We start from the raw sequence: 21,963 nt of genomic DNA on the forward strand, positions 1-21,963 counted from the left end.
GATTACTTGCTATTTACGCATGGCGTCATAGCGTGATGGACATGGCCCACACACATTCGAGCAGAACCCACCACGCGACCACCCATGTCGCGGACTCCAACGGCCAAGTCGAGATCCTCGATCTGGATGCGGAAGTCCTCGCCGAGTACACCACCGCTATCGCGGCATGGCTGCCCGTCCAGGCTGCGCCACGCTCAATCGTGGACCTGGGCGCCGGCACGGGCGCCGGAACGTTCACCCTCCTCGCGCACTTTCCTGACGCGCATGTCACTGCGGTCGACTCCTCCGTCGAACACCTCCGCCGACTACGCGATAAGGCCTGTGCCACCGGGGAACTCGAGCGTGTGGACACCGTTGCGGCCGACCTCGACGCTGCCGACTGGCCCGACCTCGGCGCGCCCGACCTGGTCTGGGAGTCGGCCTCGATGCACCACATGGCCGACCCTGTCCGAGCGTTGGGCAAGGTCCACGACGCCCTCGCGCCCGGCGGCCTGTTCGCCATCGTCGAGCTGGCAGGACTGCCGCGGTTCCTACCAGAGACCAGGCCCGCCGATCGGCCCGGTCTCGAAGAGCGGTGCCATGCCGCGACCGCCCACTTCCGCGCCGAGCACGTGTCCCACCGTGGCGCCGACTGGGGTCCGATGCTGACCTCTGCCGGATTCACCGTTGAAGGTGTGCGCACTTTCACCGCCAACATCGAGGGCTCGCGGACTCCAGCCGTCGGCCGCTACGCGCTCGCCGTTCTGCAGCGCTTACGCCACGGCGGTGCTGGCACGATCTCCACCGAGGACCTCACCGCGCTCGACCGGCTGCTCGATACCGGCAGCCCACACTGCATCCTGCGCCACGACGACCTCGCCCTGCGCACCGAACGCACGGTCTGGGCCGCCCGCCGCGCCAGCTGACCAAGTCAGCAACCCGATGGTCCAGCTGGCGACGACCGCGCATGTGCCTGGAGCGGTGGGCCTATCAAACCCCGCCCGCCCCAACGAATTCCGTACGAGGTCACCGACGAAGCACGCTTCCGCCACGCCTTTTGCCCGCCTACCGCACCTTCATGCTCACCGCCAGGAACACCTGGAAAAAGGGAACCGAACGTCCTCGGCAACCCGGCACGCGTGGGCCCATGGTTGCTGTACCTTCCTACCCGACCACACAACCGCCATCTCTTGGCCCGGCCGAGCCGAAAGCCACCGGATTCTCTCTCGCCGCGGCGAGGTGCCCTGATCGTAAGGCGGGGCTCGGATGATAATGCGATGCGGCACTTCAAGCTGGTCGATCTGGATGACTGGACGCTCTGTCGGGAAAAACATCGGATCGGCGAGATCGAGATCGCTCGAGTGTCGGCCAGGTGTGACGCACCGGGGCGGATGTCCGTCTTTGTGGCGTGTCCGGTCACGCCGAGGAGCGGGTTATTCAGCCTTGGCGCGTCGGCCGGATGGTCAGATCCCCGATTTCGACGTCGTCGGGTTGATCGACCGCGAATGCGATCGCGCGAGCTACCGCCATAGGGTCGATGCCGATATCGGCCATGTTCTTCCTGACGTGCTCATGCAAGGCCGGATCGTCAACGGCATGGTCGATGAACTCGGTACGGACGAGGCCCGGGGAAATCGACGTCGTCCGCAACACCCCATCGGTGCTCTCCTGCCGCAAGCCCTCCAGGAGCGTGCGGACCGCGTTCTTCGTTCCGGCGTACACCGCTTGGGTGGGGACGATTTTCAGGCCGGAAACCGAGAGGACCGTGACGAGGTGCCCGCTGCCCTGGCGGCGGAACACCGGTAGCGCTGCAGCGATGCCGTGCAGGATTCCCTTGACGTTCACATCCACCATCGCCGACCATCCCTCGGCGTCCAGGTCGGCGATAGGGCTGATTCTGCTGATCCCGGCGTTGCCCACCAGGACGTCCAACTGCCCGAAGCGCTCGATGGCGAGGGTGACGAGCGAGCGGAGGTCCGCAGGATCGGTGACGTCGACCCGCGCGGCGGCCGCGGCGCCGCCAGCGGCTTCGATCTCGGCGACCAGCCGGTCGAGCCGGTCGGTGCGTCGGGCGCCGAGGACAACGGCCGCGCCGAGTGAGGCGAGGTGGCGAGCGGTTGCTTCACCGATTCCGCTGCTGGCGCCCGTGATGGCGACGACCTTGCCGTGAATGGTCATGACGATCTCCTCCAGCTAAAGTGGACATATGTCCGGTTATCTACCCGACCTTAGCGGACACGTGTCCGCTTCTGTCAAGAGCAGCAGCGAACCACGGCGCGCGGACGCGCAACGCAACCGCGAACGGATCCTTCGAGCGGCACGAGAACTGATGCACGAGCCGGGAGAGCTGAAGCTCAACGCGGTCGCGAAGGCCTGTGGTATCGGGCAGGGCACGCTGTACCGGCACTTCCCGACCCGGGAGGACCTGCTCGCCGAGGTCTACCGCCATGAAGTGGACGAACTGGTTGCCGCGGCGGCTCGCCTGCTGACAACGCACCAGCCGCCGGATGCGTTGGCGGCGTGGTTCGACCGGGTGGCCGCCTACGCCCGGGTCAAGCGTGATGTGTTCGCCGCCGTCGAGGCTGCGACCTGGCGCGACCTCGCTGCCCACAGTCTCGGCCCGATCGGTGAGGCGGTGGAACTGCTGCTGGCGGCCGGTCGCTCGGACGGCAGCATCCGCGCCGATACCGAAGCCCGCGACGTCATCGTGCTCATCAGCTGGTTGTCGCGGCTCGACGACGCGGAGCTCGACAGTCGCGGACCGCGGTTGCTGTCGATCCTCGTCGACGGACTCCGCACACACCGCCGTTGAGCGACTACGCAGCTGCGCGCTCATGATGTCAGCTGCACGGCGCGCCCTGGCCTGTCCGCTGAGCGAGTAGCCGGGAGACGGCCACTGTCGCAGCGCTTGATATAGCAGGCGCGCTCGGAGCGCCAAGTGGCGGTTGACCAGGTGGTTCAGCCGGGCGTCGAGGTACGGCTTGATCTGCTCGACCGCCTGGTGCGGTGACCGGTCTCCGTTGCAGCATCGCCACTCGAGCGCCGTTGAGGTGCACCGTCCACGCCGGCGCCTGAGCCGCCGCGAGGCCCACCGCACCGACGCCGTTGGTTGCCATCCAGCCACGGACCAGCAGTCCCGGCGATGGTGAGCGAGACCATGACGTGCAACGCGTTGTGAGCCGCACGGTGAGGATTTCTGTTGCCGGTGCAGGCGCTTACAGACAGGTGGACGGTGCCGCGTGCCATCGCTGGTTGTCGTTGGTGCACCAGCAGGCCACTTCCTGACTGCCGTACTTCTGGCATTTGCCGGTCTTGTAGTTGTTGCATTTGCATCGTGCTTCGCACCGGCGTGGGTCCGAACAGTCCTCCACCGACACATCCTGCGCCGATCCGCGCGGCCGCGCGTAGGCGGTGCCGGCCCCGATCTCGGGAAACAGTGCGGTCAGTGCGGTCAGGAATGCACCGCTCGCGGTGGCGATCCCGGCGCGGCGGATGAAGCTTCTGCGAGAGATCGTCATGACTTGTCGCCCTTTCTGCTGCTGGAAGCGTCCCGACTACCCCGGCGCCCGAGACGGTGCGCCGGTGGTCGGCGGTGACCGCTATGAGGTTGCGTGCCGCGCCCCCGACCCGGCCGCTTCCCGCGCGCCGCGCACGCGGACCCACCGACGCGGACTGCCGGTACCGGGTGCGGTGGCGCACTGACCCCACGACGGGATCAACCGCCGCACGGGGCGGGGTTCGAGAAATCCTCACAACTGGCGCGTGGGCCGTAATCGCAGCATGACTTACTACCGCTGCACATGTAGGCGTGGGACCATGCACCGCCCGAGCCGAGATTTGTGATGGCGTTACACCCACCGCAATACACTCCGTGCGCCCAGGACGTGCATTTGCAGCCGTTGTACTTGCACGCGGCGTTGGCGACTTCGGGGAAGATCGCGGTTATCGCCGACATGCCGGCGGTGAGGATGGCGGTGATGCCGAGACGACGTAACAGGTCACGGCGTGTGCTCACGAGTGGGCCTGCTGAGTCGAGGGCGGTTGGGGGAAGGGCAGATCCGCCGGCTCGCGGGCGTTCAGGTGATGCGGATGGGTGGTCGGGTCGTGGCCCGGCTCGGTCGCGCGGCGGCGGTAGGCCCCCACGCTCAACGCGGCGACCACGGCGGCGAGCACGGTGACCTGGATGCCCGGTGCGAACCCGGCCAGGGCCGGTCCGCGCAAACCACCGACCGCGGTCCAGAGCACTGCGGTGATGAGCACCGCGTTGCGGGCCACCACCGGCCACGAGATCAGCGTGCCGACCTTGCCCAGACACCCACACGAAACCTGCTGCCCGCGCAGCAGCGCGATCACCACCGCGGCGCTCACCACCGCCAACACGATCGCGGCCGCGACCGCGCCCGCGCGGCCGAAGACACCCAGCACATACATCGCGCCCACCACCGGCCACGAGATCAGCGTGCCGACCTTGCCCAGACACCCACACGAAACCTGCTGCCCGCGCAGCAGCGCGATCACCACCGCGGCGCTCACCACCGCCAACACGATCGCGGCCGCGACCGCGCCCGCGCGGCCGAAGACACCCAGCACATACATCGCGCCCACCACCAGCTCGGCCCCGGGCAATCCCCACGCGGCCGGAGCGAGCAGCCGACGCGGCAGCAGCTGGTAGGAGTCCAGCCACTCCAGTCGCCAGGCCATAGTGGTGGCGGCCTTGGCGAACCCGGCCAACACCAGCAGACCTCCCACACCGCCCCGCACAAGCAGCTCGCAGACGATTCCGATCATCGCCGCCACCGCCTATCCGGTGACAGCGAACCTGCACACCCACCGTGATACGGCGTGATGATCGTTTTCGAGAACGGGATATGCACGTGCCCTCCACCTACTATCGACCATGGACCGATACCGCAGAACTGAAGTCCCGAACCCGGAGACGGGCCCGGAGGAAACACCGTGACCAGCCCGCCTTATCGCGCGGGCCCAAGAAAGACCATGCGAGAGTATCGGAAACCGCGCCCGTCAGGTGGTTTCGGGCCACACGTTCAGCCCAACCCCGAACACGGTCGTGGGAAGCCCGGCCCCGGCCGCTCCCATACCCGGCCGCAGCGATGCGGTCAGGGACGGACGATCATCAGGGCTTGACCGCACTTCCTGACCGTCGTCGGCGCGTCCATTGTTCCGGTGTCGCTCACATGCGGGGGTGTCGAGCGCGGCCGGTCGCGAATGGGATCGTGATGCGATCGCCGGGTCGGTAGGCTTCGATGGCTCCGAGATGGGTGGTGAGCCCTGCCAGCGTGGTGCGGCGGCTGTGCCCGCGCGGCTCGCCGACCAGCAGAACTTCGACCGCGCAGTCTCGCACGGTGTCCGTCGCGACGGAGCGGTCGAGGACGGCCACGATGGTGGTGATGGGTTCGCGTCCGCGGTCGAGGTAGGCCGCTCCGGCGTCGGAGGGCCCGTAGCTCCAGGTCAGGATTTGCGGTCCGGAGCATTCTTTGATGAATGTCCAGCCGCAGACTCGCAGCATGCTGTCCAGTCCGGCGAACACGCGCATGTCCGACGCGGGCACCGGATGACCGCATCGAGTGCCCAGGGCTTGCATCACCGAAGCGGGTGGCTGTCGGCGATGCCAGATCTCGGCCTGCATAGTCGTGACCAACGCACCCTCACCCCGCGGTATGCGCCGGTCGGAGCCACGCCAGAACCGTCTGTCACCTCGGCGTGCGGTCTTTGTCTCGTTCGCCCTGGACATGGGCACTCATGCTCGGAGTCTCAGCGTCTGGACCTCGACAGACACGCCCACCGCCGGCGCACCAGCCCTCAACATCCGGTTCCGACCTCGATGCCGTCCAGCAGCATTCCGCAAACCCGCGACCAAGTGGCGAGGAATCTGAACCGCTCCACAGGTGCGGGACGGGGGCGCTGCCGCCGGGCAGGGGGATTGTGTGCTTGGTTCGGCGGCAGCGGCCGTATCCGATTCGGGCGCCGAACACCGGTGGTGACCACCCAGTTGCACCCGACAGGGTCGTCGCGCAAGCCAAGCCGACAGTTACCGCCGACACACCGAAAGACACCTGTGACTTCATGTTTCAGGTATGACGGTGGGGAGGGGATCTAGTATCGCCGTCGTCGCGGGCGCATTCTCCTCGCTCGTGACCCTGCATCAGGACCGGCGTGGCCCACAGCGATGCGCGGCAAGCAAGCCATGGGCATGACCGGACCAACGCACACCCCGTGATCCACATATCTCCACGGTGATGGCAGACCCGCCTATCCACAGCGAACCCTTCCGGGGCGGGTCTTCACACCTTTTCCGCGCCTACCCTGCCAGGTCGTCCCAGCTCAGCACTCGCCCGAGCATCCCCCCATGAACCTCCGGTCGCACATCCGCAGCAAGCGAAGAGGTGTTACTGGCCGGTAGGGGTGGGTAACGCCGGCAGTGGTGCACCTTTGCGCCGACCCGATGCTGTCGAACACAGAAGGGACGAGATCCATAATGAGCACACCAGACACCACAACCTTGCTCGCGCAGCTCCGCACTGTGCTGTCGCTGACCAACACCGAGATCCAGGTCGCCGAGACCCGCATCGCCCAGGCCCGCACCGAAGCGGTGCGCCGAGAGCTGTCGGAGAACACCGACAACGCCCGCGCCCGCGCCGAGGCCATCGAGGCCACCATCCGCGAGCTGGGTGATGTGCCGGAGCTGGTTGGTCCGTTCCTCGGCCAAGCTGCCGCCGCGGTCAAGGCGATGGTCGAGCAGGCTCTGCCGTTCGACGAGGCCCTGCTCGGTGACCTGGCTCTCGAACACCAGCTGGTCGACCGCGCCCGCTACATCAAAGCCCTCGCCACCTCCGCTGGACTGCGTGAGGTGGTGGCGTTGGCGCAGCGGTTGATCACCGCGCATTCGGCCACCGTCGACTGGCTGACCACCGTCCTGGCCGAGGACGCCCTCGGTGGGCCGGCCGCGCTGCGCCGCACCCCCTTGCAGGCCGCTGCGGGGACGGCGGTGAAGCTGTTCAACCTCCCGGTCAGCTGGTCGACCCGCGGGCTGGATCGGGCGTTGGACACCGTGCGTGCCAGCACACCCGCACTCGGTGAACTGCTGGCCCAAGGCGCACGCGCCGGGGATGTCGCTGTCAAGACGCTGTCTGCTTCCCGCGATGCCGCGTTGGAGACCGCTGAGCAGGTCACCCGCCGCGAAGGCGCCGACACCGCCGCCGACGCGCTGCGGTCGATCCGCAGCAGCACCGGCGTGCTCGAGCCCGACGAGCTGCCCGTCGACGACTACGAATACCTCAATGTTTCCCAAGCCGTCGCCGCGGTCAAGGAACTCACCGCCTCCGCCGACATCCGCGCGATCGTCGCCTACGAGGAAGCCCACAAAAACCGCCACGGCGTCGTGTCCGCCGCCCAAACCCGCCTCGCGGCCATCGCCCAAGAAGTCGCCGGACTCACCTGAGCTCGATCGAACCAGCCTGCGGTGAAGGTGCTCTACCTGGTCCACCCGCGACCGCCGCAACAACTGCCCCCACGTCGTCGGACACACCCCCGCCTGGAAACGTGCCCTGCAGCAGTTCGCCCTGATCTACGGCGACCGCATCACCGACTACACCGATAGATAGAATCAGGACCGATCGCCTTCACCCACAAGGGTTCTGGTTCTTACACTCCGCTGCCGGGCAACTCGGGGCGTGTGTTGCGGCCTTCCGGCCTTCCGGGCCATGTGCGGCGACCCGGTGACGTTGCGGACGGCGAGGAAGCTCCGGTCACCTCGTGAAGGTTACCCGGTGCTCTCCGGCGCAGTTGGTGTTGTAGATCTGCACGTGTCTGTTGTCGATGTGGCCGCCCCAGTTCACGCAGTGGCCTTTGCCGAAGACGTAGGCCGGCCCCGCGTGCGAGGTGTACTGGCCGTCGGCGATCACCGGGCATTTCGTCAAACCCGAAACCAGCCGGCGCCACCCGGACACCACCGTCACCGAAAACGGCTGACCGCGCCGGGCAGCGGGACGGTCGATTTCGCTACCACCGGGCGTGGTGATCGGAAACGATGCCAGAACATCATTGCTCGTGGAGCACTGGTGTGGATGACGCCGCACGAACCAGCCGCGTGGGCACAAGGCGCCCGATCCGGCCGCCGCCCGCAGGGTCGATACGACCAGCTCACCAGCCGCCCGGCCCGGGCGAAGCGGCACGGCTGCCCCGTGCCCGATTCCACGGTCGCGGTAGTTGTCGAGGCAACATCTGTCATGACTGTTGACACGCCGACGGCGCCATGCGGGGCTGCCCGACGCCGGACTAGCTCCGTCGGGGTGGCCGGAACGACGGTGGTCACAGCTTCTTGAGCCGCCGCCGATTGACCGTCAGCACCTCGTCTGACAGGTCCGGGGCAGCGTCCGCGATCGCCCGGGAGAGGACCAGCGCGCCGACCATCTGGCTGAACAGCGCCACCGCGCGCTCGCGGGCTTCGGCGGGAGTTAGTTCGGTGCCGGATTGGCGTGCGCGTTCGAGCAGCATGTCGGTGATGGTGGCGAAGTAGCCGTCAAGCCCGCGCCGGTATTCGGCTTGGGCGGCGGCTCCATGGCGGCCGGCGTCGGAGACGAGGGCGGCCGAGGCGCAGCCGATCTCGGGGTGGTCGCGGTGCTCGGCGTTGACGTACCCGTCGACCATGTCGTGCAGGGCCGCGCGCGCCGAGCGGGGATGCGCTTCGCGGATGGCGTCGAGCGCCTCGAGTGAGTCGGTGAAGCCTTGGTGGAGGACTTCGAGAGCGAGGTCGTCCTTCGAGGCGAAGTGGTTGTAAAACCCGCCGTGCGTCATGCCTGCCGACTTCATCAGCTCCTCGATGCCGATGCCGTCGATGCCGCGCAGCCGGAATCCCGCACCGGCCGCGTTGACGATCTTCTCGTGGTTGAGCCGCTTCTGCTCTTGCGTGATGCGGGGCACGTCGACCACCTTCCCGGCGAGCTCGTCTCTCCCGATGTTACTCATCATCAAAACGAGAGTCCACGGAGGAGTCCGGGCTTGACAGTTAATAATGATGCCTATAATCATTAATTATGATGACGGACGTCATCGAAGACTGAAGGGACGGTCATGAACTTCGGAACCATCGGCGCCGGGACGGTCGCGCAGGCCGTCGCCGGCCACCTCGTGACGGCCGGCCACAAGGTGACGCTCAGCAACAGCCGCGGCCCTGACACGCTGCTCGACGTCGTGACCCGGCTGGGGCCGCTCGCGAGCGCGGGCACGGCCGACGAAGCGGCCGCCGCCGACATGGTCTTCCTCACCGTGATGTGGCCGCAGGTCGGTGACGCGCTGGCCGGGCTGCCCGAGTGGGACGGCCGCATCCTGGTCGACACCACCAACGCCTTCGCCGACCTCGAGGTCGAGACGGCGAGCGAGTTCGTCGCGGAGCGCGCACCGGGCGCGCGCGTGGTCAAGGCGTTCAACACCCTCTACGCCCAGTACATCGCCGCCGATCCCCGGCACACGGAAGGGCGGCAGCTGCTGTTCTACGCCGGTGACGACGAGGCCGCCAAGGCGGATTTCCACACCGTCGCCGACGGCATCGGATTCGCGCCGGTCGACGCCGGGTCGTTGCGCGATGGCGGCCGCCTGATGCAGATCGGCGGCCCGCTCTCGGCACTGCACGCCCTGAGGCAGGACTGAAGCCATGAAGGCACTCGCCTACGAGAAAGCGCACGCGCTGGACGCGTTCGCCATCACCCTGGCCGAGGTCGCCGAACCTCGGCTACGCGACGGTGACCTGCTGATCGAAGTCCGCGCGATCGGCATCAACCCGGGTGAAGCCGCGATCCGGCAGACGCGCAGCGCCGAGCCCGGCGGGCGGGTCATCCTCGGCTGGGAGTTCGCTGGGGTCATCGCCGCGGCCGGGCCCGCGGCCACCGGGTTCGCGGTCGGGGACCGGGTGATGGGCACCGGCGACTTCACCCGCGACGGTAGCTGGGCCGAGCGCGTCGCGGTCGACCACCGGGTGGTTGCCAAGATCCCGGACCAGCTCGCGTTCACCGACGCCGCATCGCTGCCCATCGGTGTCCTCACGGCCTGGGAATCGCTGTTTCGCGACCAGGATGCGCTGTTGCCCGGTGTCGGCCGCGTGCTCGTCGTCGGCGGAGCCGGCGGCGTCGGGTCGATGGCCACGCAACTGCTCAAGGCCACGACGCCGGCATTCGTGATCAGCACGGCCTCGCGGCCCGAGTCGCGGAAGTGGGCAACGGCAATGGGCGCCGACCTGGTCGTCGACCACCGCGGCGACCTGGCCGGACAGCTCCACACAGCGGGGATCGACCACGTCGACCTGGTGTTCTCTACCTCGGGCACCAGCGGCCACCTGAAGGCGATCGTCGAGGTGCTGCGCCCCTTCGGTCACCTGGCCTCCATCGACCTCACCGGCCCCTTCGACCCGCGGGCCTTCACGGGCAAGTCGCTGTCGCTGCACAGCGAGATGGTGTTCAGCAAGATCGTGGCCAGCGGTGACGTCGGCAGCCAGGGCCGGATCCTCGCCCGGGCGGCGGACGACGTCGCGGCGGGCCGGCTGCGCCCGATCGTCACCACCACGCTCGAGGGCCTGACCGCCGAGAGCATGAATACGGCGCACGCACTCGCCGAGAGCGGCCGGACCATCGGGAAGACCGTGATCCAGGTAACCGGCTGAAGCCGGTGAACGTGTTCGGCTCCACCGTCCCGCCGGTTCTGGCTGCGACATCCACGGCCGCGCGTGAAACGCCACCCCCGATGAAAGGAATTCCCTGACATGACAACGGATCTGCTCGACGGCGAGTACGTCCCCAGTGCCGACGCGATGACCCGCGCTCAGGTCGAGCTCTACGAGCGCACCGACGGCCGCGAAGGCGCGACGACGGAGGGTGGCCCGGTGGTCGTGGTGACCATGCGCGGCGCCCGTTCGGGCAAGCTGCGCAAGGTCGCCCTGATGCGCATCGAGCGTGACGGCGTCTACGCCATCGGCGCGGCGGCCGGCGGCCAGGCTCGCAATCCGAGCTGGTTCCACAACCTCGTGGCGCACCCGACGGTGCAACTGCAGGACGGTCCCGATCGCCGGCTGATGACCGCCCGGGTGGCCGAAGGTGCGGAGCGGGAGAACTGGCTGGCCTACACCGACGAGCTCTACCCGTTTTTCGCCGACTTTCGCGCCCGGGCCGTCGAGACCGGTAACCGTGAGGTGCCGCTGATCCTGCTCGAACCCACCGAAAGCTGACCGAACTCGCCACGGGCGCCCGGGCTCGCACCCGGGCGCCCGCCATCCGGCCGACGCCGACCGAACCATCCTGTGGATCGACGTCGCTCCCGACTAAGGGGCCGTATAGCTGCAGGTCGGCGACGAACTCGAGCGTGAGGTTATGGGTCAGCTCGGTCCGCCGCCACCGGCGGCGCTGCGAACACGGGTACCTGCACCTTCAACGCCAAGTTCAAAACGTTGCCGAAGCCAAAGAGGAATGTGAGCCCGAGACCAGCCCCATCGTGACCGTGACAAACCGAGCAACTGTCTGCGCGTTGGCGTTCATAAGGGTCTCCCACCCGTGCCCAGAAGCTAAAGTCTCCTCGACCGTCAATGTGCCGATGAAAGTTCCTGGTCAGCCCCGTTCCCATCCTTTGGTAGTCCCGCCACGGGCTCCAGACGGCCACGCAAATCGCGCTGGGGCTCTACACCGCCTACAACATCGCCGCGACCGTCGTGGCCTTCCCACAGGGAAGGTCTCGACCGCCTCGGGAAGCGCGGTCCACTGCTCGTGGTCGCGGCCAGAGTCGCCACGTTCCTGGTGTCCTACGTGCTCTTCGCCGTCACCGGTCCAGCTATCGCGCTACTCGCGGTCGCGTTCATCGCCGCCGGGATCGGCATCGGTTGCGCAGAAACCGCCGAACACGCCGCCGTCGCCGCCCTTGGACCCGAACACCTCCGTGGCTCGGCCTTCGGGCTGCTGGCCACCGTCCAGGCTGGCGGCAACGTCATCGCCAGCACGATCGCCGGACTGTTCTACACCGTCGCCTCACCCGCAGTCGCCTTCGGCTACGTCGCCGCCTGCATGGCACTCGCCCTCGCCGCACTGGCCTGGGCCGCCAAACCCGCACCGTTCGTTTCTGCGCAATCCGACCGCTGAGCAAGCTCCTGCCCCGCCAACCGGGACATTCAAGCGAAGTATGATCTACAGCACACAATCGTTGCGGGAAAAGAGACACGTGATCGTCCAATTCAGACTCGACGGCGACGAACTCCACGCTGTCCGAACAGGACACGGACTCATCTAGACACAGCAACTGCGGACAGAAAATGCTTGTCGTCAAAGGACCGTTTGCCGACAGGTATCGCGAGTGAAGGCGTCGCAGTCTTTGCATTGCGCGTCAGTGTCGAAGTTCCGGCTTCGGGCAGGCCAGCGGGCCGGGGGTGTATCTGGCGAGCATCGTCTGGACGGCCTCTTCGACGGCGTTGTGGATGTCGGAGGTTGCGGGGTTCCAGCCGGTCAGCAGCAGGCGGGGCCACAGGACGTAGTTGGCTATCATGCCGAGGAACTGGTTTGCGGCGCTCTCGGCGTCGGGCACGTCAGCGTTTCCCGCCTCATGCTCGGATTCCAAGTAGTGCTGGACGGAGGCGAAGTAGGGCAGTTTGCCGAGCTGAAACTGCATCCGTCCCAGTTCGGGGAAACGAGGCAGTTCGGCGATGACGATCCGGAACAGGCGTGTCATGCGGGGCTCCCCGATCAGGTCGGCGTAGCGGTGGCCGATGGCTCTCAGCCCGGCGCGCAGATCTCCCGCCTGTGGCCGCGCGGTGGTATCGCCGGCGTCGCGCTGCCAGGACTCGGTGACGATGGCCTCGAAGAGGGCCGCCTTGGTGGGGAACTGCTTGAACAGGGTGGACTTCGAGACCCCGGCCGCTTCGGCGATCCGTGCGAGGGAGGTGCCGTTGTAGCCGCGGTCCAAGAACAGTTCTGTGGCCGCGGAGGTGATCGCCTCGCGCTTCTGCTGGGCGAGCCTGCGGTGATGCGCGGTGAGTTCTGCTGCCATGCGGAGAGTATGCCGTAGTCCCGAGGCGAGTCACTTGACTCGCCTCGGGAGGCTACTTAGGCTGCACCAGCAAGGCGAGTCGTGTGACTCGCATCTGATCTGTGGCACGCGGGCTCATCCTGGTTGTCACGTGGAAGGAAGTTCATGACGATCGACAAGATCGCTGTGGTGACCGGTGCGAATCGTGGCCTCGGGCGCAGCGCGGCCATCGCCCTGGCCACACGCGGGGTGCGGGTCGTGGTCACCCACCGCGGCGATGCGGCCGGGGCCGAGAAGACTGCGGAACAGGTGCGGGCCGTGGGTGGGACGGCCGCTGTTCTCCGGCTCGACATCAGCGACGTCTCCTCCTTCGCGTCCTTCACCTCCGAAGTCCGAGCGCAGCTGGAGTGCTGGGGTACTTCGCGGCTCGACGTCCTGGTCAACAACGCGGGAGTGGGAGTCTTCGGGCCGCTGGAGGCTGTCACGATCGACGACTTCGACACGGTGATGGGTACCAACGTCCGGGGCACGTTCTTCCTCATCCAGTCGCTCGTGCCGCTGCTGGCCCAGGGCGGCCAGGTCATCAACGTCTCGACGTCACTGACCCGCCACACCAGCCCCGCCACCTCGGTCTACTCTGCCTCGAAGGCCGCCGTCGAAGCTCTGAGCCGCACCCTCGCCGCAGAACTCGGACCTCGCGGCATCCGGGTCAACTCCATCGCCCCGGGGCCGACCGCCACCGACTTCAACGGCGGAGCGATGCGGGACGACGCCGGAATGCGCCAGGTTCTGGCCGGACAGACCGCTCTCGGTCGCGTCGGCGAACCTGATGAGATCGGCGCCGCCATCGCCGCGCTGGCCTCCGAGGGCCTGCGCTGGGTCACCGCCCAGCGCATCGAGGTCTCCGGCGGCGCCTTCCTGTGAGGCCGGGCGACCGCCGGTGGGAAGGCAGGCAGTGATGGCCCCGACTCACTTCGAGCCGACCGGTTCGTCCTCATCCTCGTCCAGCTCTGGCGCATCAGGGTCCCGCAGCACCCGCCTGGCACCCGGCTATCCGCCGAGCGCCAGGCGGCTGGTCATGTTGAGCTTCACCTCGCCGTAGGGCAGCACATGCGACCAGAACAGCGGGGTCATTCCGCGCTCGTCCTCGGCACCCAGCTCGATCGGGTTGTCGGGGTCGTCGAGGATGTCCTGGATCATCAGCACGTTCACGTAGACGAGTGCGGCCTGGCAGATCCGCAGGCACAGCACGCTCATTTCCTGCTCGTCGCGGCGGTTCGAGGCAATTTCGGAGTTCTTGCCGTAGAAGATGATCGAGTTCGCGCCGTTCCAGGCTTCGACCACGTTCAGGCCGCTGTTGATCTCCCGTTGAAGCTCCCGGGAGCGCAGGTAGCGGGCTAGAAACACGGTCTTTTGTGCACAGCCGAGTTCGATCATCGCCTGGTAGGTCGGGTGCGTGGAGTTGGCCTTCATGAACCGGCGCAGGATCGCCTCGGTGGAGGCGGTGCCGGTACGGATCGCGGTCGCGTACTTCACCAGCTGGTCGTACTGCTCGGCGATCTTCGTCCAGTTGATCGGCCGGGTCATCGCCGGTTTCAGTCCGGGCCACAGGTCCGGTTCCCCAACAGCGGGCCGGTACAGCTTCACCTTGTTGATCCGCTTGATCCTGGGCAGCAGGTCGAAGCCCAGCAGTTTCGTGATTCCGAACCCGATCTCGGACCGGCCGTGGGTATCGACGTACGAGGATTCCACGGCCATCTCGGTGCCGTGGTGGATCGCGCCGTCGACCATCGCGTGGACCTCGCTGGCCGAGCAGTTGAGCAGCTGGGAATGCACAACCACCGATCCGTTGCGCTCGACGCTCCAGTAGATCAGCACGCCGCGGCGGCCGTAGCGGGAGTGATGCTCGGTGAAGATGTTCTGGTCATATGCCCCGAAATGCGTGGAATCCGAGGCTATCGCGGTCGAGGACTCGCCCCAGATCGCCGACCGTCGCGCGGAGAAGGTGGCGTCGGCGATCTCCATCGCGATTTTCCGCGCGGCGTCGGCGTTGAGGTAACGGCGGCGGGCGTAGCGGATCTCGTCCTCGGTGTGTCCGGTGCCGCCGGACACCGACTTGATGCCGGTGTTGGTGCCGTAGGCGTATATCGTCAGCAGAAGTCGCTCCGCGAGAACGTCTTCCGGCATACTGCCGCGGCCGGCGACCGAAGTGATCCCGCGCAGGCAGCCGGTGCGCAGCACCGCTTCCCTCACCATGTCGATCAGTGGCACCACACCCCACGGGTCTGGACCTGCGATTTCAGCTTCCGCAGGTTGTGCGGTTCAGCCGTCGGCGGCAGCGGCGCCAGCTTGATCGCGCCCTGCTTGCGCTCGGCGATCTCCAGCCAGCCCGCCTTCGGCAGCGCCGCGTGCAGCGCCTCCAGCTCGGTCCGCATCGGTCGTGACGGCGGTATCGGGCTCACCCAGGTCCCAGGATCGTCGAAGACGAGCTCGCCGCCGTGCCGTAGTGGGCGACCGGTTACGCCGGGCTGCCATACGGGTGCGCAACCGCGCAGGACTCGGTCCGACCGCATCCGGCCCAGCACGGCCACGGGGAAGTCGAACCGCGAGACTGGTCACCCTCACGGCGACCGGCCACTGCCCCCAGCTCAGCGCTCCGGCGGAGACCGCCGCCGCCATCGCCACCCACAGCAGGAACGCCAGCCGGGGTGCGTTGTAGCCAGCGTCGGCGACGACCCAGATCTCCGATTACCCCCTCGCCAGTGCCCGGCCTCGATCAGATTGCCGATCACGGTCCTCAGCTGGTCCGCGGTAACCGTAGCAGCGTCGTCACCCGGCACCAGCCGCATCGACACAGCCGGTGTCGTGCACACTGTTCACCGAAGCCCTTGGTTATCGAAAGTCTTTCTGTCGCAGGAAGACATGATCAACCAGGGCTTCACCCGGGGCACCGAAACACCGGCTCAGAGGTTGACGCTCAAGCTAGCCCCCGCCAGCACGTTTCGACATCGGCCATGTCGTCGACCCGGGTCACGATAGTACACCGCCGCCGCGCCGCCCTGATCCCGATGGCCGTCCTCGCAGCACAGGGTATCGACGGCGGCCATCGAGGTCGGTGATGGTGTGTCTGACCGGGACCTCCACGACGTAGGGCATCCGGTGCGCCTGCAGAAACGCCCGGAATCTCCCGTCACGCCCATAGGCGGAATCGGCGGTCACCCACCCGGCGGTCACGCCCTCGGCGCAGCCGCCGTCGACCAACTCGGTGTACAACAGTCGACTAGCAGGATTTGCGACGGACGCTAAGGTTTTGGGCGTTCTTGGCTACATCGTTTCAAACTTGGGATCTGATGAGTGATTGAGGTAGTGATCGCGCGCCCGCAAGCTTCCACCGAGCGGGAGGGCTTGCGACAACGACGTGATCGATCGCGGTGGGCAGCAGTGGCGGCAGTGTTGGGTGGTGTGCTGTTACTGGCATGGCAGGCCACGCGATACGGCAACTGGCTGGTGGACGACGCGGGAATCACCTTCGCGTATGCCCGCAGCGTCGCCAACGGTTTGGGCCCGGTGTTGCAGCCCGGTGCCGAACCGGTGGAGGGATTCTCCAATCCCACTTGGCTCCTGGCGCTGGTCCTGGGCGAATGGCTCGGCCTGTTCGACCGTGGCACCCTCTTCGGTGTACCGGACTTCGTCGTCTATCCAAAGGCGATCGCGCTGCTGTGCTGCGCCGGAATCCTCGTCGCCAGTTATGTCGCCGCACGCCGGGTGTCACGGTGGCCCGCGCTGGTCACGTTCGCGACAGGCGTTGTGCTCGCGGCGATTCCGTCGTTCGTGATCTGGTGTTTCTCCGGGCTGGAGAACTCCTTGTTCGCGCTGGCGGTGTGCGTGCTGGCCGTTCACCTGTTCCTGGCGGTGCTGGACCAACGGCTCTGGACACCGACGGTGGCGGTGACAGCCGGTGCGATAGCGGCGTTCGCGGCGTTGACGCGGCCCGACGGCCTGATCTACTTGGCCGCGTATCCGCTGGTTTCGCTGATACTGGTTCGACGTGCCCTGTGGCTCAATGCATTTCGGCATGTGCTGTATTTGGGTATCGCCTTCGCGATTCCGTTCGGGGCGTACCTGGAATGGCGGATCACCGAATTCGGCAGACTCGTCGCGAACACCGCGGTGGCCAAGCATCAGGCGATGCCGACCGTGCACGACCTGACCAGGGCCGGTGAGTTGGTGCAGTACGCGGGAGCACCCGCGGCGATCGCGGCTGTCGGAGTGGTCGGGCTCGCCCTCGCCGGTCCGAGTAGATGGCGTGACGGTGTTGCCGCACTGTTGGTTCCGCTGGCGCTGGCGATGGTCGCCTATTGCGTGCTGCAACCGGATTGGATGGGGCAGTTCCGGTTCGCTACTCCGGTGTGGGCGCTGGCCGCGTTCGTCGTTGTGGTCTCCGCAGCGGAGTTGCTGGCAAGGCTGCGCACGCGCGGCCGGGCGCTGGTCGCACTGACACTGGTCGGCGCGCTGATCCCGTCCGGTGTCGCATTGGCCGACGCGGCCGAGTCCTATCGCGCCGATTCGGACGTGCCCCTGTGCTGGATCGCCACTCGATTCGGGCACTACGTCAACGGCTACGCCGACATCATCGGCCTCCAGCAGGGCAGTCTGCTGGCGCCCGACATGGGCGGAAGCTCGCTGACATCGCGACTACGCCTGATCGACATGGCCGGACTCACCGAATCGCGGATCGCCGACATCTACGCGGGCAAGGAAACCATCACCCTCGAGGATTACGTATTCGAGGAACGCAAACCCACTTTCGTGCACACCCACGGAGCCTGGTGGCACAACGGACTCACCGTCGACCCCCGAATGACCCGCGACTACTACCAGATCCAAGGATTCCACGGAGCGTCCGGCTCGGACGAGGACTGGGTCCGCAAAGACGTCGTGCGCGACGAGCAGCAACTCCAGCAACTGCGCCAGTACTCGGGTGGGGTCCTGCCAAACCTGTTGCCCGACTATCAGAAGACGGGTGAATGCGGAGGGGTACTGCGTCCAGGCCAGACCATCGCCCGCTGACAGATCCGTTCATCATCCAGTTCGGTATCCCGGTAAGAACCGCGCGAAAACGACGAGCAGGAGAACGAACGGCAGCGCGAGGGCCGCGAGGCCGAGGAGCACCGGCGCGGGCCGACTAGCACGACAGTTGGAGTTCGTTACCTGTAGATTGTCGGTGTGCTGGGTGATGTTGTAGCGCAGAATAATTCGGTGTGGCGGGCGAATCTGGATGATGTCTTCGCTCGTGTTGCGGGGGCGTTCGGGCGGGCAGAGCCGCGGGGGTGGGCGAAGGCGCATGTGACGGGGTTGCTGGCGCCGGTGGAGCGAAAGAACTCCTGGCAGCTGGCCGAGGCGGCGGGGGCGGTGAGTCCCGACGGATGTCAGCACCTGCTCAACCGGGCGCGGTTGGAGTGCCGATGACGTGCGCGATCAGGTCCGCGCCTATGCGGTCGAGGCATTGGCTTCACCAGATGGTGTGCTGGTGGTCGATGAGACGGGGTTTGTGAAGAAGGGACTGCGCTCAGCCGGGGTGCAACGGGGAGTACTCGGGCACCGCGGGCAGGATCGAGAACTGCCAACTGGGCGTGTTCCTCGCTTATGCCGGTCGTCATGGCCGAGCGTTGATCGATCGGGAGTTGTATCTGCCGGAATCATGGATCGCAGACCGTGATCGTTGCGTTGACGCCGGTGTACCCGAACTCCGTTGGAGTCGAGGCGTTTTGACCAAGCCACGGTCGGCCGAGGCGATGATCGGCCGGGCGCTGGCCGAGGGCGTGACCGCCGGGTGGGTGACCGCCGATTCCGCCTATGGGCGTGACGGGAGATTCCGGGCGTTTCTGCAGGCGCACCGGATGCCCTACGTCGTGGAGGTCCCGGTCAGACACACCATCACCGACCTCGATGGCCGCCGTAGAGTCGATACCCTGATCAGCCGCGCCCCAGCCGGAGCATGGCACCGGGTCTCGGCCGGGTATAAGCCCCGATAGACAAAGGGATCACGGGTACAACCGAAAATGACTGTTGATATTCCTGTACTTCCACTAGCGGTCTTGGATAGCTGCGTTCGTGATCGACTTGCTCGGCAACTTCCCGAACAGCGCGCCAGAAGGCTAAGGCTTCATCCATTTCAGGGAATAGCCGCTTCCGAATCGGGCGGGTGTCCAGATATGACTCGCCTGCCACGAAATTGTCGAAGAGCGCTCGTCGCAAGCGTGGAGCGCGCGCTCTTTGCCGCTTGTATTCCTTGATCAGCCACTCTGGGATGACAGCATCCGGAAAGTCGCAGAGTCGCCAAAACTGAACCGCGCCCGCGTGGCACCATACCAGCGCGATGCTGGAGAAAATCGTCGCCGCCATCTCATTTGCCTTGCGGAGCCAGTGAACTGCTGACTCGTCCGATCCCCGGTACCTGGCACATATAGCCGCCCAGAATGAACACGCCGCTCGATCGCCGAGGGAGTTGTGGTGATCGTCTGCCGCAACAACAAAGCTGCGTTCTGCGTTACGTAGATAGAGGGCGCGTTCATTCAAGCTGGTCTCACGTGACGCTTGCCGAAGCATTGCTAGTCCCTCACGAAGATCCTTCCCAAGGTGATAGCTCATCAGGTCAGCGACGTCTCTGCCTAATTGCTCCATCTGGCTCGCAGTTGCATAGTTAGGCTTATTCAGGCCACTGGCACGTATAAGGTAATTTGCCCCCGCCGATCCAGCGCTGCGTGCGACACTCAGCGCGACTGCCCCAGAATGGTCGTCGGCTCCATGGCTATGTACAGTGTACCCGGTCTTCCTAGGCGGATCTGTCGCTGAACTCGCCAGAGGCCAAGAACGCCGCTGTCAGCGGTTGTCCAGCTCCATGATCAGCGACACGCACCGGTCGTGCAGCTGCTTTTCGTCGACGACCCCGTTGCCCAGTAACGGCTCGCGACGGCGGGAGGTGACCCAGATGGTGGACCCTCAGTAGCAATTCCAGAGCTGGACGGGCCAATACACGACAGTTGAATATGCGATCCCACCAGTAACCCCCGAGTCCAGACCGGTGCGCAGGCCGGTATCGGCGTATTTGTGCCGAGGCTGTTGCTCCGATTGGTTCGTGGATGGTTAGCGTCCGCGTGCTTCGCGCCGGTGTTCGCGTGCGAGTGCGCGGGCTTCCCGCCCGGCGCGGGTGGTGCCGGTGCCGGGGGTCGGCGGCTGCCGGTTCAGCTCTTCGGCAGGTGGCGGCATGCTTACAGCGAGGATGCGGGCGACGTCGGGCGGTAGCTTCGCCAGCAGTTGCGCTCGGGCTTGCAGGATGCGGTCGAGCTGTTGCTGGCGGGTGTTCTCGGCTGCCTTCTGGGCTTCTTGGCGTTCGAGGGCTCGCTGTACGGCGTCTTGGACGCGTGCTTTCGCGTCCTGCTGCCGTTGTTGCTGCTGGCGTATCAGCTCCGGCACGTTGTGCATCTCACGTTGCACTCCGCGCGCCTGCTGCTCGAGTGCCCGGCCGAGCTTGCGTGCCTTCTCCGCTTCAGCGCGGGACACCTCCACCACCTGGAAGCGCTCCGGGAAGTCGCGCCGCAGCCCGTCGAGCTGCTTGCGGACTGTCGGATCCGCGGCCCCTACCCGCATCACCCAAGTGCCCGTTGCGTGTGGGTCGCGGGTCAGTACTTCCCGGTCCAGGCGGATTTGATTGAGGGTGTGGGCGTCGCCACGGACTACGACACCACTTTTGTACTCGGTGAAGTCCCGGCCACCCTGCTCGTTGACTCGGGCGGTGTCGTGAACTCGCGTGTTTCCCTTGCCTTTACCGAGTTCGATCTTCGCTTCGTGGCGCCACCCGTTCGCGCGGGTTTCGCCGCGTTGCTGCGCCATCCCTCGATGGAAGTGGCGGCCACGGGCGCGCGCTTTGCGGGATCGTTCGCTTCGGCGGCGTCTCTCGTCCTCCTCGGACATCCTCGACCGTCCCCCCGCCGCCGCACAGGGTGCCCGCTAGCGTGGGTGCGCTCCCGAATCGCAGTAATCGTCTATGCGGTCGGCGATATCGTCGGTGAAACCTTCACCGTGTTCGATCATCGTCAGCAGCATGTCCACCGGGTTGTCCACCTCGGAGGTGTAGTCGTAGCAGACCGACGGCCCGATCCCGTCGTACACCGGGCTGCCATTGGCGGGCACGTTCACAATCAGTCCGCCAGCGTTGCGGACCAGGTACTCGGTCAGGTAGCAGACGAGTTGGTCAGCGGTAACGGCGTTGTCTTCCAGCGCTTCCCGGGTCGGGAACAGTGCGAACGCACCGTGTTCCACCCATTCGAGCATGTAGGAGGTATAGCGTCCGGCCGGGGGCCGTGGCGGCACGCTCTCACCGGTCGTGAAGTCCTCGGCGACCGGGACCGCGGGGAGGGTTTCGTCGAAGAGTGTGTCGATCTGGGTGTAGCAACGACGCAGGTCGGCCCACTCACCCCACTCAGGAGCGAGTTGAGCTTCTGCCTCATAGACGGATGCGAGATCGGCCATGCCTCATCCCCTCGATACGTTGCTGCCGCGATTGGCTTTGATCGTATCGGTCCCGGTGGTCGTCGACCGCCGAAATCGTCCCTGACCACACCGAGCGCCGCGCCCTAGTGGCTGGGCAAGGTCGCCACACTGCCGCGCCGGAACTGCTTCCCCGTCCACTCCGAGCGGAACGGTCTTGCCGCTTGACTTGCGCCGATTGTCTCACCGCGCGCGGTGTGCGCGCTCATTGCGCGCGTAGTGGACGCGCCCGGTCTCGTGATGTTTTCGCTGGCTGGTCGATCCAGGGCGCGCGCGATGCTGTCCACCTCGGGTGCACCTCGGTCACGGTCGAACCGAGCTTGCTGGCCGAGACATGCCGGCGTTGGATGCTGGAGCGGCGGCAGGGGAAGCGGCTTCCTCGCCGCAACGCGCGTTGCCTGGCTGCCATCCTGGACAACC

Annotated in this window: 22 protein-coding genes and 3 pseudogenes; 12 read left to right on the plus strand and 13 right to left on the minus strand. The window is 66.4% G+C overall.

Annotated elements, in window-relative coordinates; all coding sequences use genetic code 11:
* The first annotated feature begins 41 nt into the window (after nucleotides 1–41).
* Nucleotides 42–905, plus strand: coding sequence for a class I SAM-dependent methyltransferase (locus tag IU450_RS33820; RefSeq protein ID WP_195153787.1), 864 nt, complete (start codon nucleotides 42–44; stop codon nucleotides 903–905).
* A 511-nt stretch (nucleotides 906–1,416) separates the two neighbouring features.
* Here IU450_RS33820 and IU450_RS33825 read toward each other — a convergent pair.
* Nucleotides 1,417–2,157, minus strand: a complete 741-nt coding sequence (locus IU450_RS33825; protein ID WP_195153788.1) for an SDR family oxidoreductase — start codon at nucleotides 2,155–2,157, stop codon at nucleotides 1,417–1,419.
* A gap of 61 nt (nucleotides 2,158–2,218) precedes the next feature.
* Here IU450_RS33825 and IU450_RS33830 point away from each other — a divergent pair, with 61 nt between their 5' ends.
* Nucleotides 2,219–2,791 carry a helix-turn-helix domain-containing protein gene (locus tag IU450_RS33830; protein ID WP_324197923.1) on the plus strand — a complete coding sequence of 191 codons (573 nt, stop codon included), beginning with the start codon at nucleotides 2,219–2,221 and terminating at the stop codon, nucleotides 2,789–2,791.
* A gap of 403 nt (nucleotides 2,792–3,194) precedes the next feature.
* On the opposite strand, the gene IU450_RS33835 is transcribed toward IU450_RS33830, so the two are convergent.
* From IU450_RS33835 to IU450_RS33845, 3 genes are all read right to left on the minus strand, one after another.
* A complete protein-coding gene (locus IU450_RS33835) occupies nucleotides 3,195–3,497 on the minus strand; it encodes a twin-arginine translocation signal domain-containing protein (RefSeq protein ID WP_195153790.1) in 303 nt (100 codons plus the stop codon).
* A 493-nt stretch (nucleotides 3,498–3,990) separates the two neighbouring features.
* Nucleotides 3,991–4,767, minus strand: a complete 777-nt coding sequence (locus IU450_RS33840) for a MauE/DoxX family redox-associated membrane protein (RefSeq protein WP_195153791.1) — start codon at nucleotides 4,765–4,767, stop codon at nucleotides 3,991–3,993.
* 403 nt (nucleotides 4,768–5,170) lie between these two features.
* The gene (locus IU450_RS33845; RefSeq protein ID WP_195153792.1) at nucleotides 5,171–5,548 is read right to left on the minus strand and encodes a hypothetical protein; all 378 of its coding nucleotides are present in this window, start codon (nucleotides 5,546–5,548) and stop codon (nucleotides 5,171–5,173) included.
* Nucleotides 5,549–6,475: 927 nt separating this feature from the next.
* Here IU450_RS33845 and IU450_RS33850 point away from each other — a divergent pair.
* Complete coding sequence (locus IU450_RS33850) at nucleotides 6,476–7,438, plus strand: ferritin-like domain-containing protein (RefSeq protein WP_195153793.1); 963 nt, start codon at nucleotides 6,476–6,478, stop codon at nucleotides 7,436–7,438.
* A gap of 307 nt (nucleotides 7,439–7,745) precedes the next feature.
* Here IU450_RS33850 and IU450_RS33855 read toward each other — a convergent pair whose 3' ends face one another.
* Nucleotides 7,746–7,946, minus strand: coding sequence for a hypothetical protein (locus IU450_RS33855; RefSeq protein ID WP_228835512.1), 201 nt, complete (start codon nucleotides 7,944–7,946; stop codon nucleotides 7,746–7,748).
* A 361-nt stretch (nucleotides 7,947–8,307) separates the two neighbouring features.
* Nucleotides 8,308–8,919 carry a TetR/AcrR family transcriptional regulator gene (locus tag IU450_RS33860; protein ID WP_324197924.1) on the minus strand — a complete coding sequence of 204 codons (612 nt, stop codon included), beginning with the start codon at nucleotides 8,917–8,919 and terminating at the stop codon, nucleotides 8,308–8,310.
* 150 nt (nucleotides 8,920–9,069) lie between these two features.
* Between IU450_RS33860 and IU450_RS33865 the strand changes: the two genes are divergently transcribed.
* The 4 genes and pseudogenes from IU450_RS33865 to IU450_RS33880 form a co-directional block, all read left to right on the plus strand.
* Nucleotides 9,070–9,645 carry an NADPH-dependent F420 reductase gene (locus IU450_RS33865; protein WP_062977933.1) on the plus strand — a complete coding sequence of 192 codons (576 nt, stop codon included), beginning with the start codon at nucleotides 9,070–9,072 and terminating at the stop codon, nucleotides 9,643–9,645.
* A 4-nt stretch (nucleotides 9,646–9,649) separates the two neighbouring features.
* Entirely contained in the window at nucleotides 9,650–10,651 is a 1,002-nt protein-coding gene (locus IU450_RS33870; protein WP_195153795.1) for a zinc-binding alcohol dehydrogenase family protein, read from the plus strand.
* A 99-nt stretch (nucleotides 10,652–10,750) separates the two neighbouring features.
* On the plus strand, nucleotides 10,751–11,212 hold the full coding sequence (locus IU450_RS33875) for a nitroreductase/quinone reductase family protein (protein ID WP_195153796.1): 462 nt from the start codon (nucleotides 10,751–10,753) through the stop codon (nucleotides 11,210–11,212).
* A 514-nt stretch (nucleotides 11,213–11,726) separates the two neighbouring features.
* Nucleotides 11,727–12,113 (plus strand): annotated as a pseudogene (locus IU450_RS33880) (MFS transporter); the annotation flags it as partial.
* 241 nt (nucleotides 12,114–12,354) lie between these two features.
* On the opposite strand, the gene IU450_RS33885 reads toward IU450_RS33880, so the two are convergent.
* Complete coding sequence (locus IU450_RS33885) at nucleotides 12,355–13,014, minus strand: TetR/AcrR family transcriptional regulator (RefSeq protein ID WP_195153797.1); 660 nt, start codon at nucleotides 13,012–13,014, stop codon at nucleotides 12,355–12,357.
* Between the two features lie 144 nt (nucleotides 13,015–13,158).
* Between IU450_RS33885 and IU450_RS33890 the strand changes: the two genes are divergently transcribed.
* Nucleotides 13,159–13,917 (plus strand): SDR family NAD(P)-dependent oxidoreductase, encoded by a 759-nt coding sequence (locus IU450_RS33890; RefSeq protein ID WP_195153798.1) that lies wholly within the window; start codon nucleotides 13,159–13,161, stop codon nucleotides 13,915–13,917.
* A gap of 126 nt (nucleotides 13,918–14,043) precedes the next feature.
* Here the strand turns inward: IU450_RS33890 and IU450_RS33895 are convergent, their stop codons facing one another.
* The 3 genes from IU450_RS33895 to IU450_RS41440 form a co-directional block, all read right to left on the minus strand.
* Entirely contained in the window at nucleotides 14,044–15,249 is a 1,206-nt protein-coding gene (locus IU450_RS33895; RefSeq protein ID WP_195153799.1) for a Tn3 family transposase, read from the minus strand.
* Nucleotides 15,250–15,254: 5 nt separating this feature from the next.
* Nucleotides 15,255–15,428 (minus strand): hypothetical protein, encoded by a 174-nt coding sequence (locus tag IU450_RS33900; RefSeq protein WP_195153800.1) that lies wholly within the window; start codon nucleotides 15,426–15,428, stop codon nucleotides 15,255–15,257.
* Between the two features lie 595 nt (nucleotides 15,429–16,023).
* Entirely contained in the window at nucleotides 16,024–16,266 is a 243-nt protein-coding gene (locus IU450_RS41440; protein ID WP_195153801.1) for a transposase, read from the minus strand.
* A 168-nt stretch (nucleotides 16,267–16,434) separates the two neighbouring features.
* Here IU450_RS41440 and IU450_RS33910 point away from each other — a divergent pair, with 168 nt between their 5' ends.
* From IU450_RS33910 to IU450_RS41455, 4 genes and pseudogenes are all read left to right on the plus strand, one after another.
* Nucleotides 16,435–18,063 carry a hypothetical protein gene (locus tag IU450_RS33910; RefSeq protein ID WP_195153802.1) on the plus strand — a complete coding sequence of 543 codons (1,629 nt, stop codon included), beginning with the start codon at nucleotides 16,435–16,437 and terminating at the stop codon, nucleotides 18,061–18,063.
* Between the two features lie 156 nt (nucleotides 18,064–18,219).
* The gene (locus IU450_RS41445) at nucleotides 18,220–18,462 is read left to right on the plus strand and encodes a hypothetical protein (protein WP_195153803.1); all 243 of its coding nucleotides are present in this window, start codon (nucleotides 18,220–18,222) and stop codon (nucleotides 18,460–18,462) included.
* 1 nt (nucleotide 18,463) lies between these two features.
* A pseudogene (locus IU450_RS41450) lies at nucleotides 18,464–18,517 on the plus strand (hypothetical protein); the annotation flags it as partial.
* Nucleotides 18,518–18,590: 73 nt separating this feature from the next.
* A pseudogene (locus IU450_RS41455) lies at nucleotides 18,591–19,028 on the plus strand (transposase); the annotation flags it as partial.
* Here the strand turns inward: IU450_RS41455 and IU450_RS41460 are convergent.
* The 3 genes from IU450_RS41460 to IU450_RS33940 form a co-directional block, all read right to left on the minus strand.
* Nucleotides 18,970–19,398, minus strand: coding sequence for a hypothetical protein (locus IU450_RS41460; protein ID WP_195153924.1), 429 nt, complete (start codon nucleotides 19,396–19,398; stop codon nucleotides 18,970–18,972). The pseudogene IU450_RS41455 and the gene IU450_RS41460 sit on opposite strands and share 59 nt — an antisense overlap.
* 741 nt (nucleotides 19,399–20,139) lie before the next feature.
* Nucleotides 20,140–20,886, minus strand: a complete 747-nt coding sequence (locus tag IU450_RS33935; RefSeq protein ID WP_195153806.1) for a hypothetical protein — start codon at nucleotides 20,884–20,886, stop codon at nucleotides 20,140–20,142.
* A gap of 117 nt (nucleotides 20,887–21,003) precedes the next feature.
* Nucleotides 21,004–21,525, minus strand: a complete 522-nt coding sequence (locus IU450_RS33940; RefSeq protein ID WP_195153807.1) for a hypothetical protein — start codon at nucleotides 21,523–21,525, stop codon at nucleotides 21,004–21,006.
* Nucleotides 21,526–21,963: the final 438 nt, after the last annotated feature.

Source organism: Nocardia abscessus, assembly GCF_015477775.1.
GTDB classification, from domain to species: Bacteria; Actinomycetota; Actinomycetes; order Mycobacteriales; family Mycobacteriaceae; genus Nocardia; species Nocardia abscessus_A.

Bases quoted from the DNA above. Each gene is read 5' to 3' on its own strand.
- IU450_RS33820 (WP_195153787.1), top strand. From the start codon at position 42: ATGGCCCACACACATTCGAGCAGAACCCACCACGCGACCACCCATGTC.
- IU450_RS33940 (WP_195153807.1), bottom strand. From the start codon at position 21,525: ATGGCCGATCTCGCATCCGTCTATGAGGCAGAAGCTCAACTCGCTCCT.
- IU450_RS33890 (WP_195153798.1), top strand. From the start codon at position 13,159: ATGACGATCGACAAGATCGCTGTGGTGACCGGTGCGAATCGTGGCCTC.
- IU450_RS33875 (WP_195153796.1), top strand. From the start codon at position 10,751: ATGACAACGGATCTGCTCGACGGCGAGTACGTCCCCAGTGCCGACGCG.
- IU450_RS41460 (WP_195153924.1), bottom strand. From the start codon at position 19,398: ATGGCGGCGACGATTTTCTCCAGCATCGCGCTGGTATGGTGCCACGCG.
- IU450_RS33900 (WP_195153800.1), bottom strand. From the start codon at position 15,428: ATGCGGACCGAGCTGGAGGCGCTGCACGCGGCGCTGCCGAAGGCGGGC.
- IU450_RS33865 (WP_062977933.1), top strand. From the start codon at position 9,070: ATGAACTTCGGAACCATCGGCGCCGGGACGGTCGCGCAGGCCGTCGCC.
- IU450_RS33935 (WP_195153806.1), bottom strand. From the start codon at position 20,886: ATGGCGCAGCAACGCGGCGAAACCCGCGCGAACGGGTGGCGCCACGAA.
- IU450_RS33825 (WP_195153788.1), bottom strand. From the start codon at position 2,157: ATGACCATTCACGGCAAGGTCGTCGCCATCACGGGCGCCAGCAGCGGA.
- IU450_RS33870 (WP_195153795.1), top strand. From the start codon at position 9,650: ATGAAGGCACTCGCCTACGAGAAAGCGCACGCGCTGGACGCGTTCGCC.
- IU450_RS33835 (WP_195153790.1), bottom strand. From the start codon at position 3,497: ATGACGATCTCTCGCAGAAGCTTCATCCGCCGCGCCGGGATCGCCACC.
- IU450_RS33850 (WP_195153793.1), top strand. From the start codon at position 6,476: ATGAGCACACCAGACACCACAACCTTGCTCGCGCAGCTCCGCACTGTG.
- IU450_RS33885 (WP_195153797.1), bottom strand. From the start codon at position 13,014: ATGGCAGCAGAACTCACCGCGCATCACCGCAGGCTCGCCCAGCAGAAG.
- IU450_RS33840 (WP_195153791.1), bottom strand. From the start codon at position 4,767: ATGATCGGAATCGTCTGCGAGCTGCTTGTGCGGGGCGGTGTGGGAGGT.
- IU450_RS33895 (WP_195153799.1), bottom strand. From the start codon at position 15,249: ATGGTGAGGGAAGCGGTGCTGCGCACCGGCTGCCTGCGCGGGATCACT.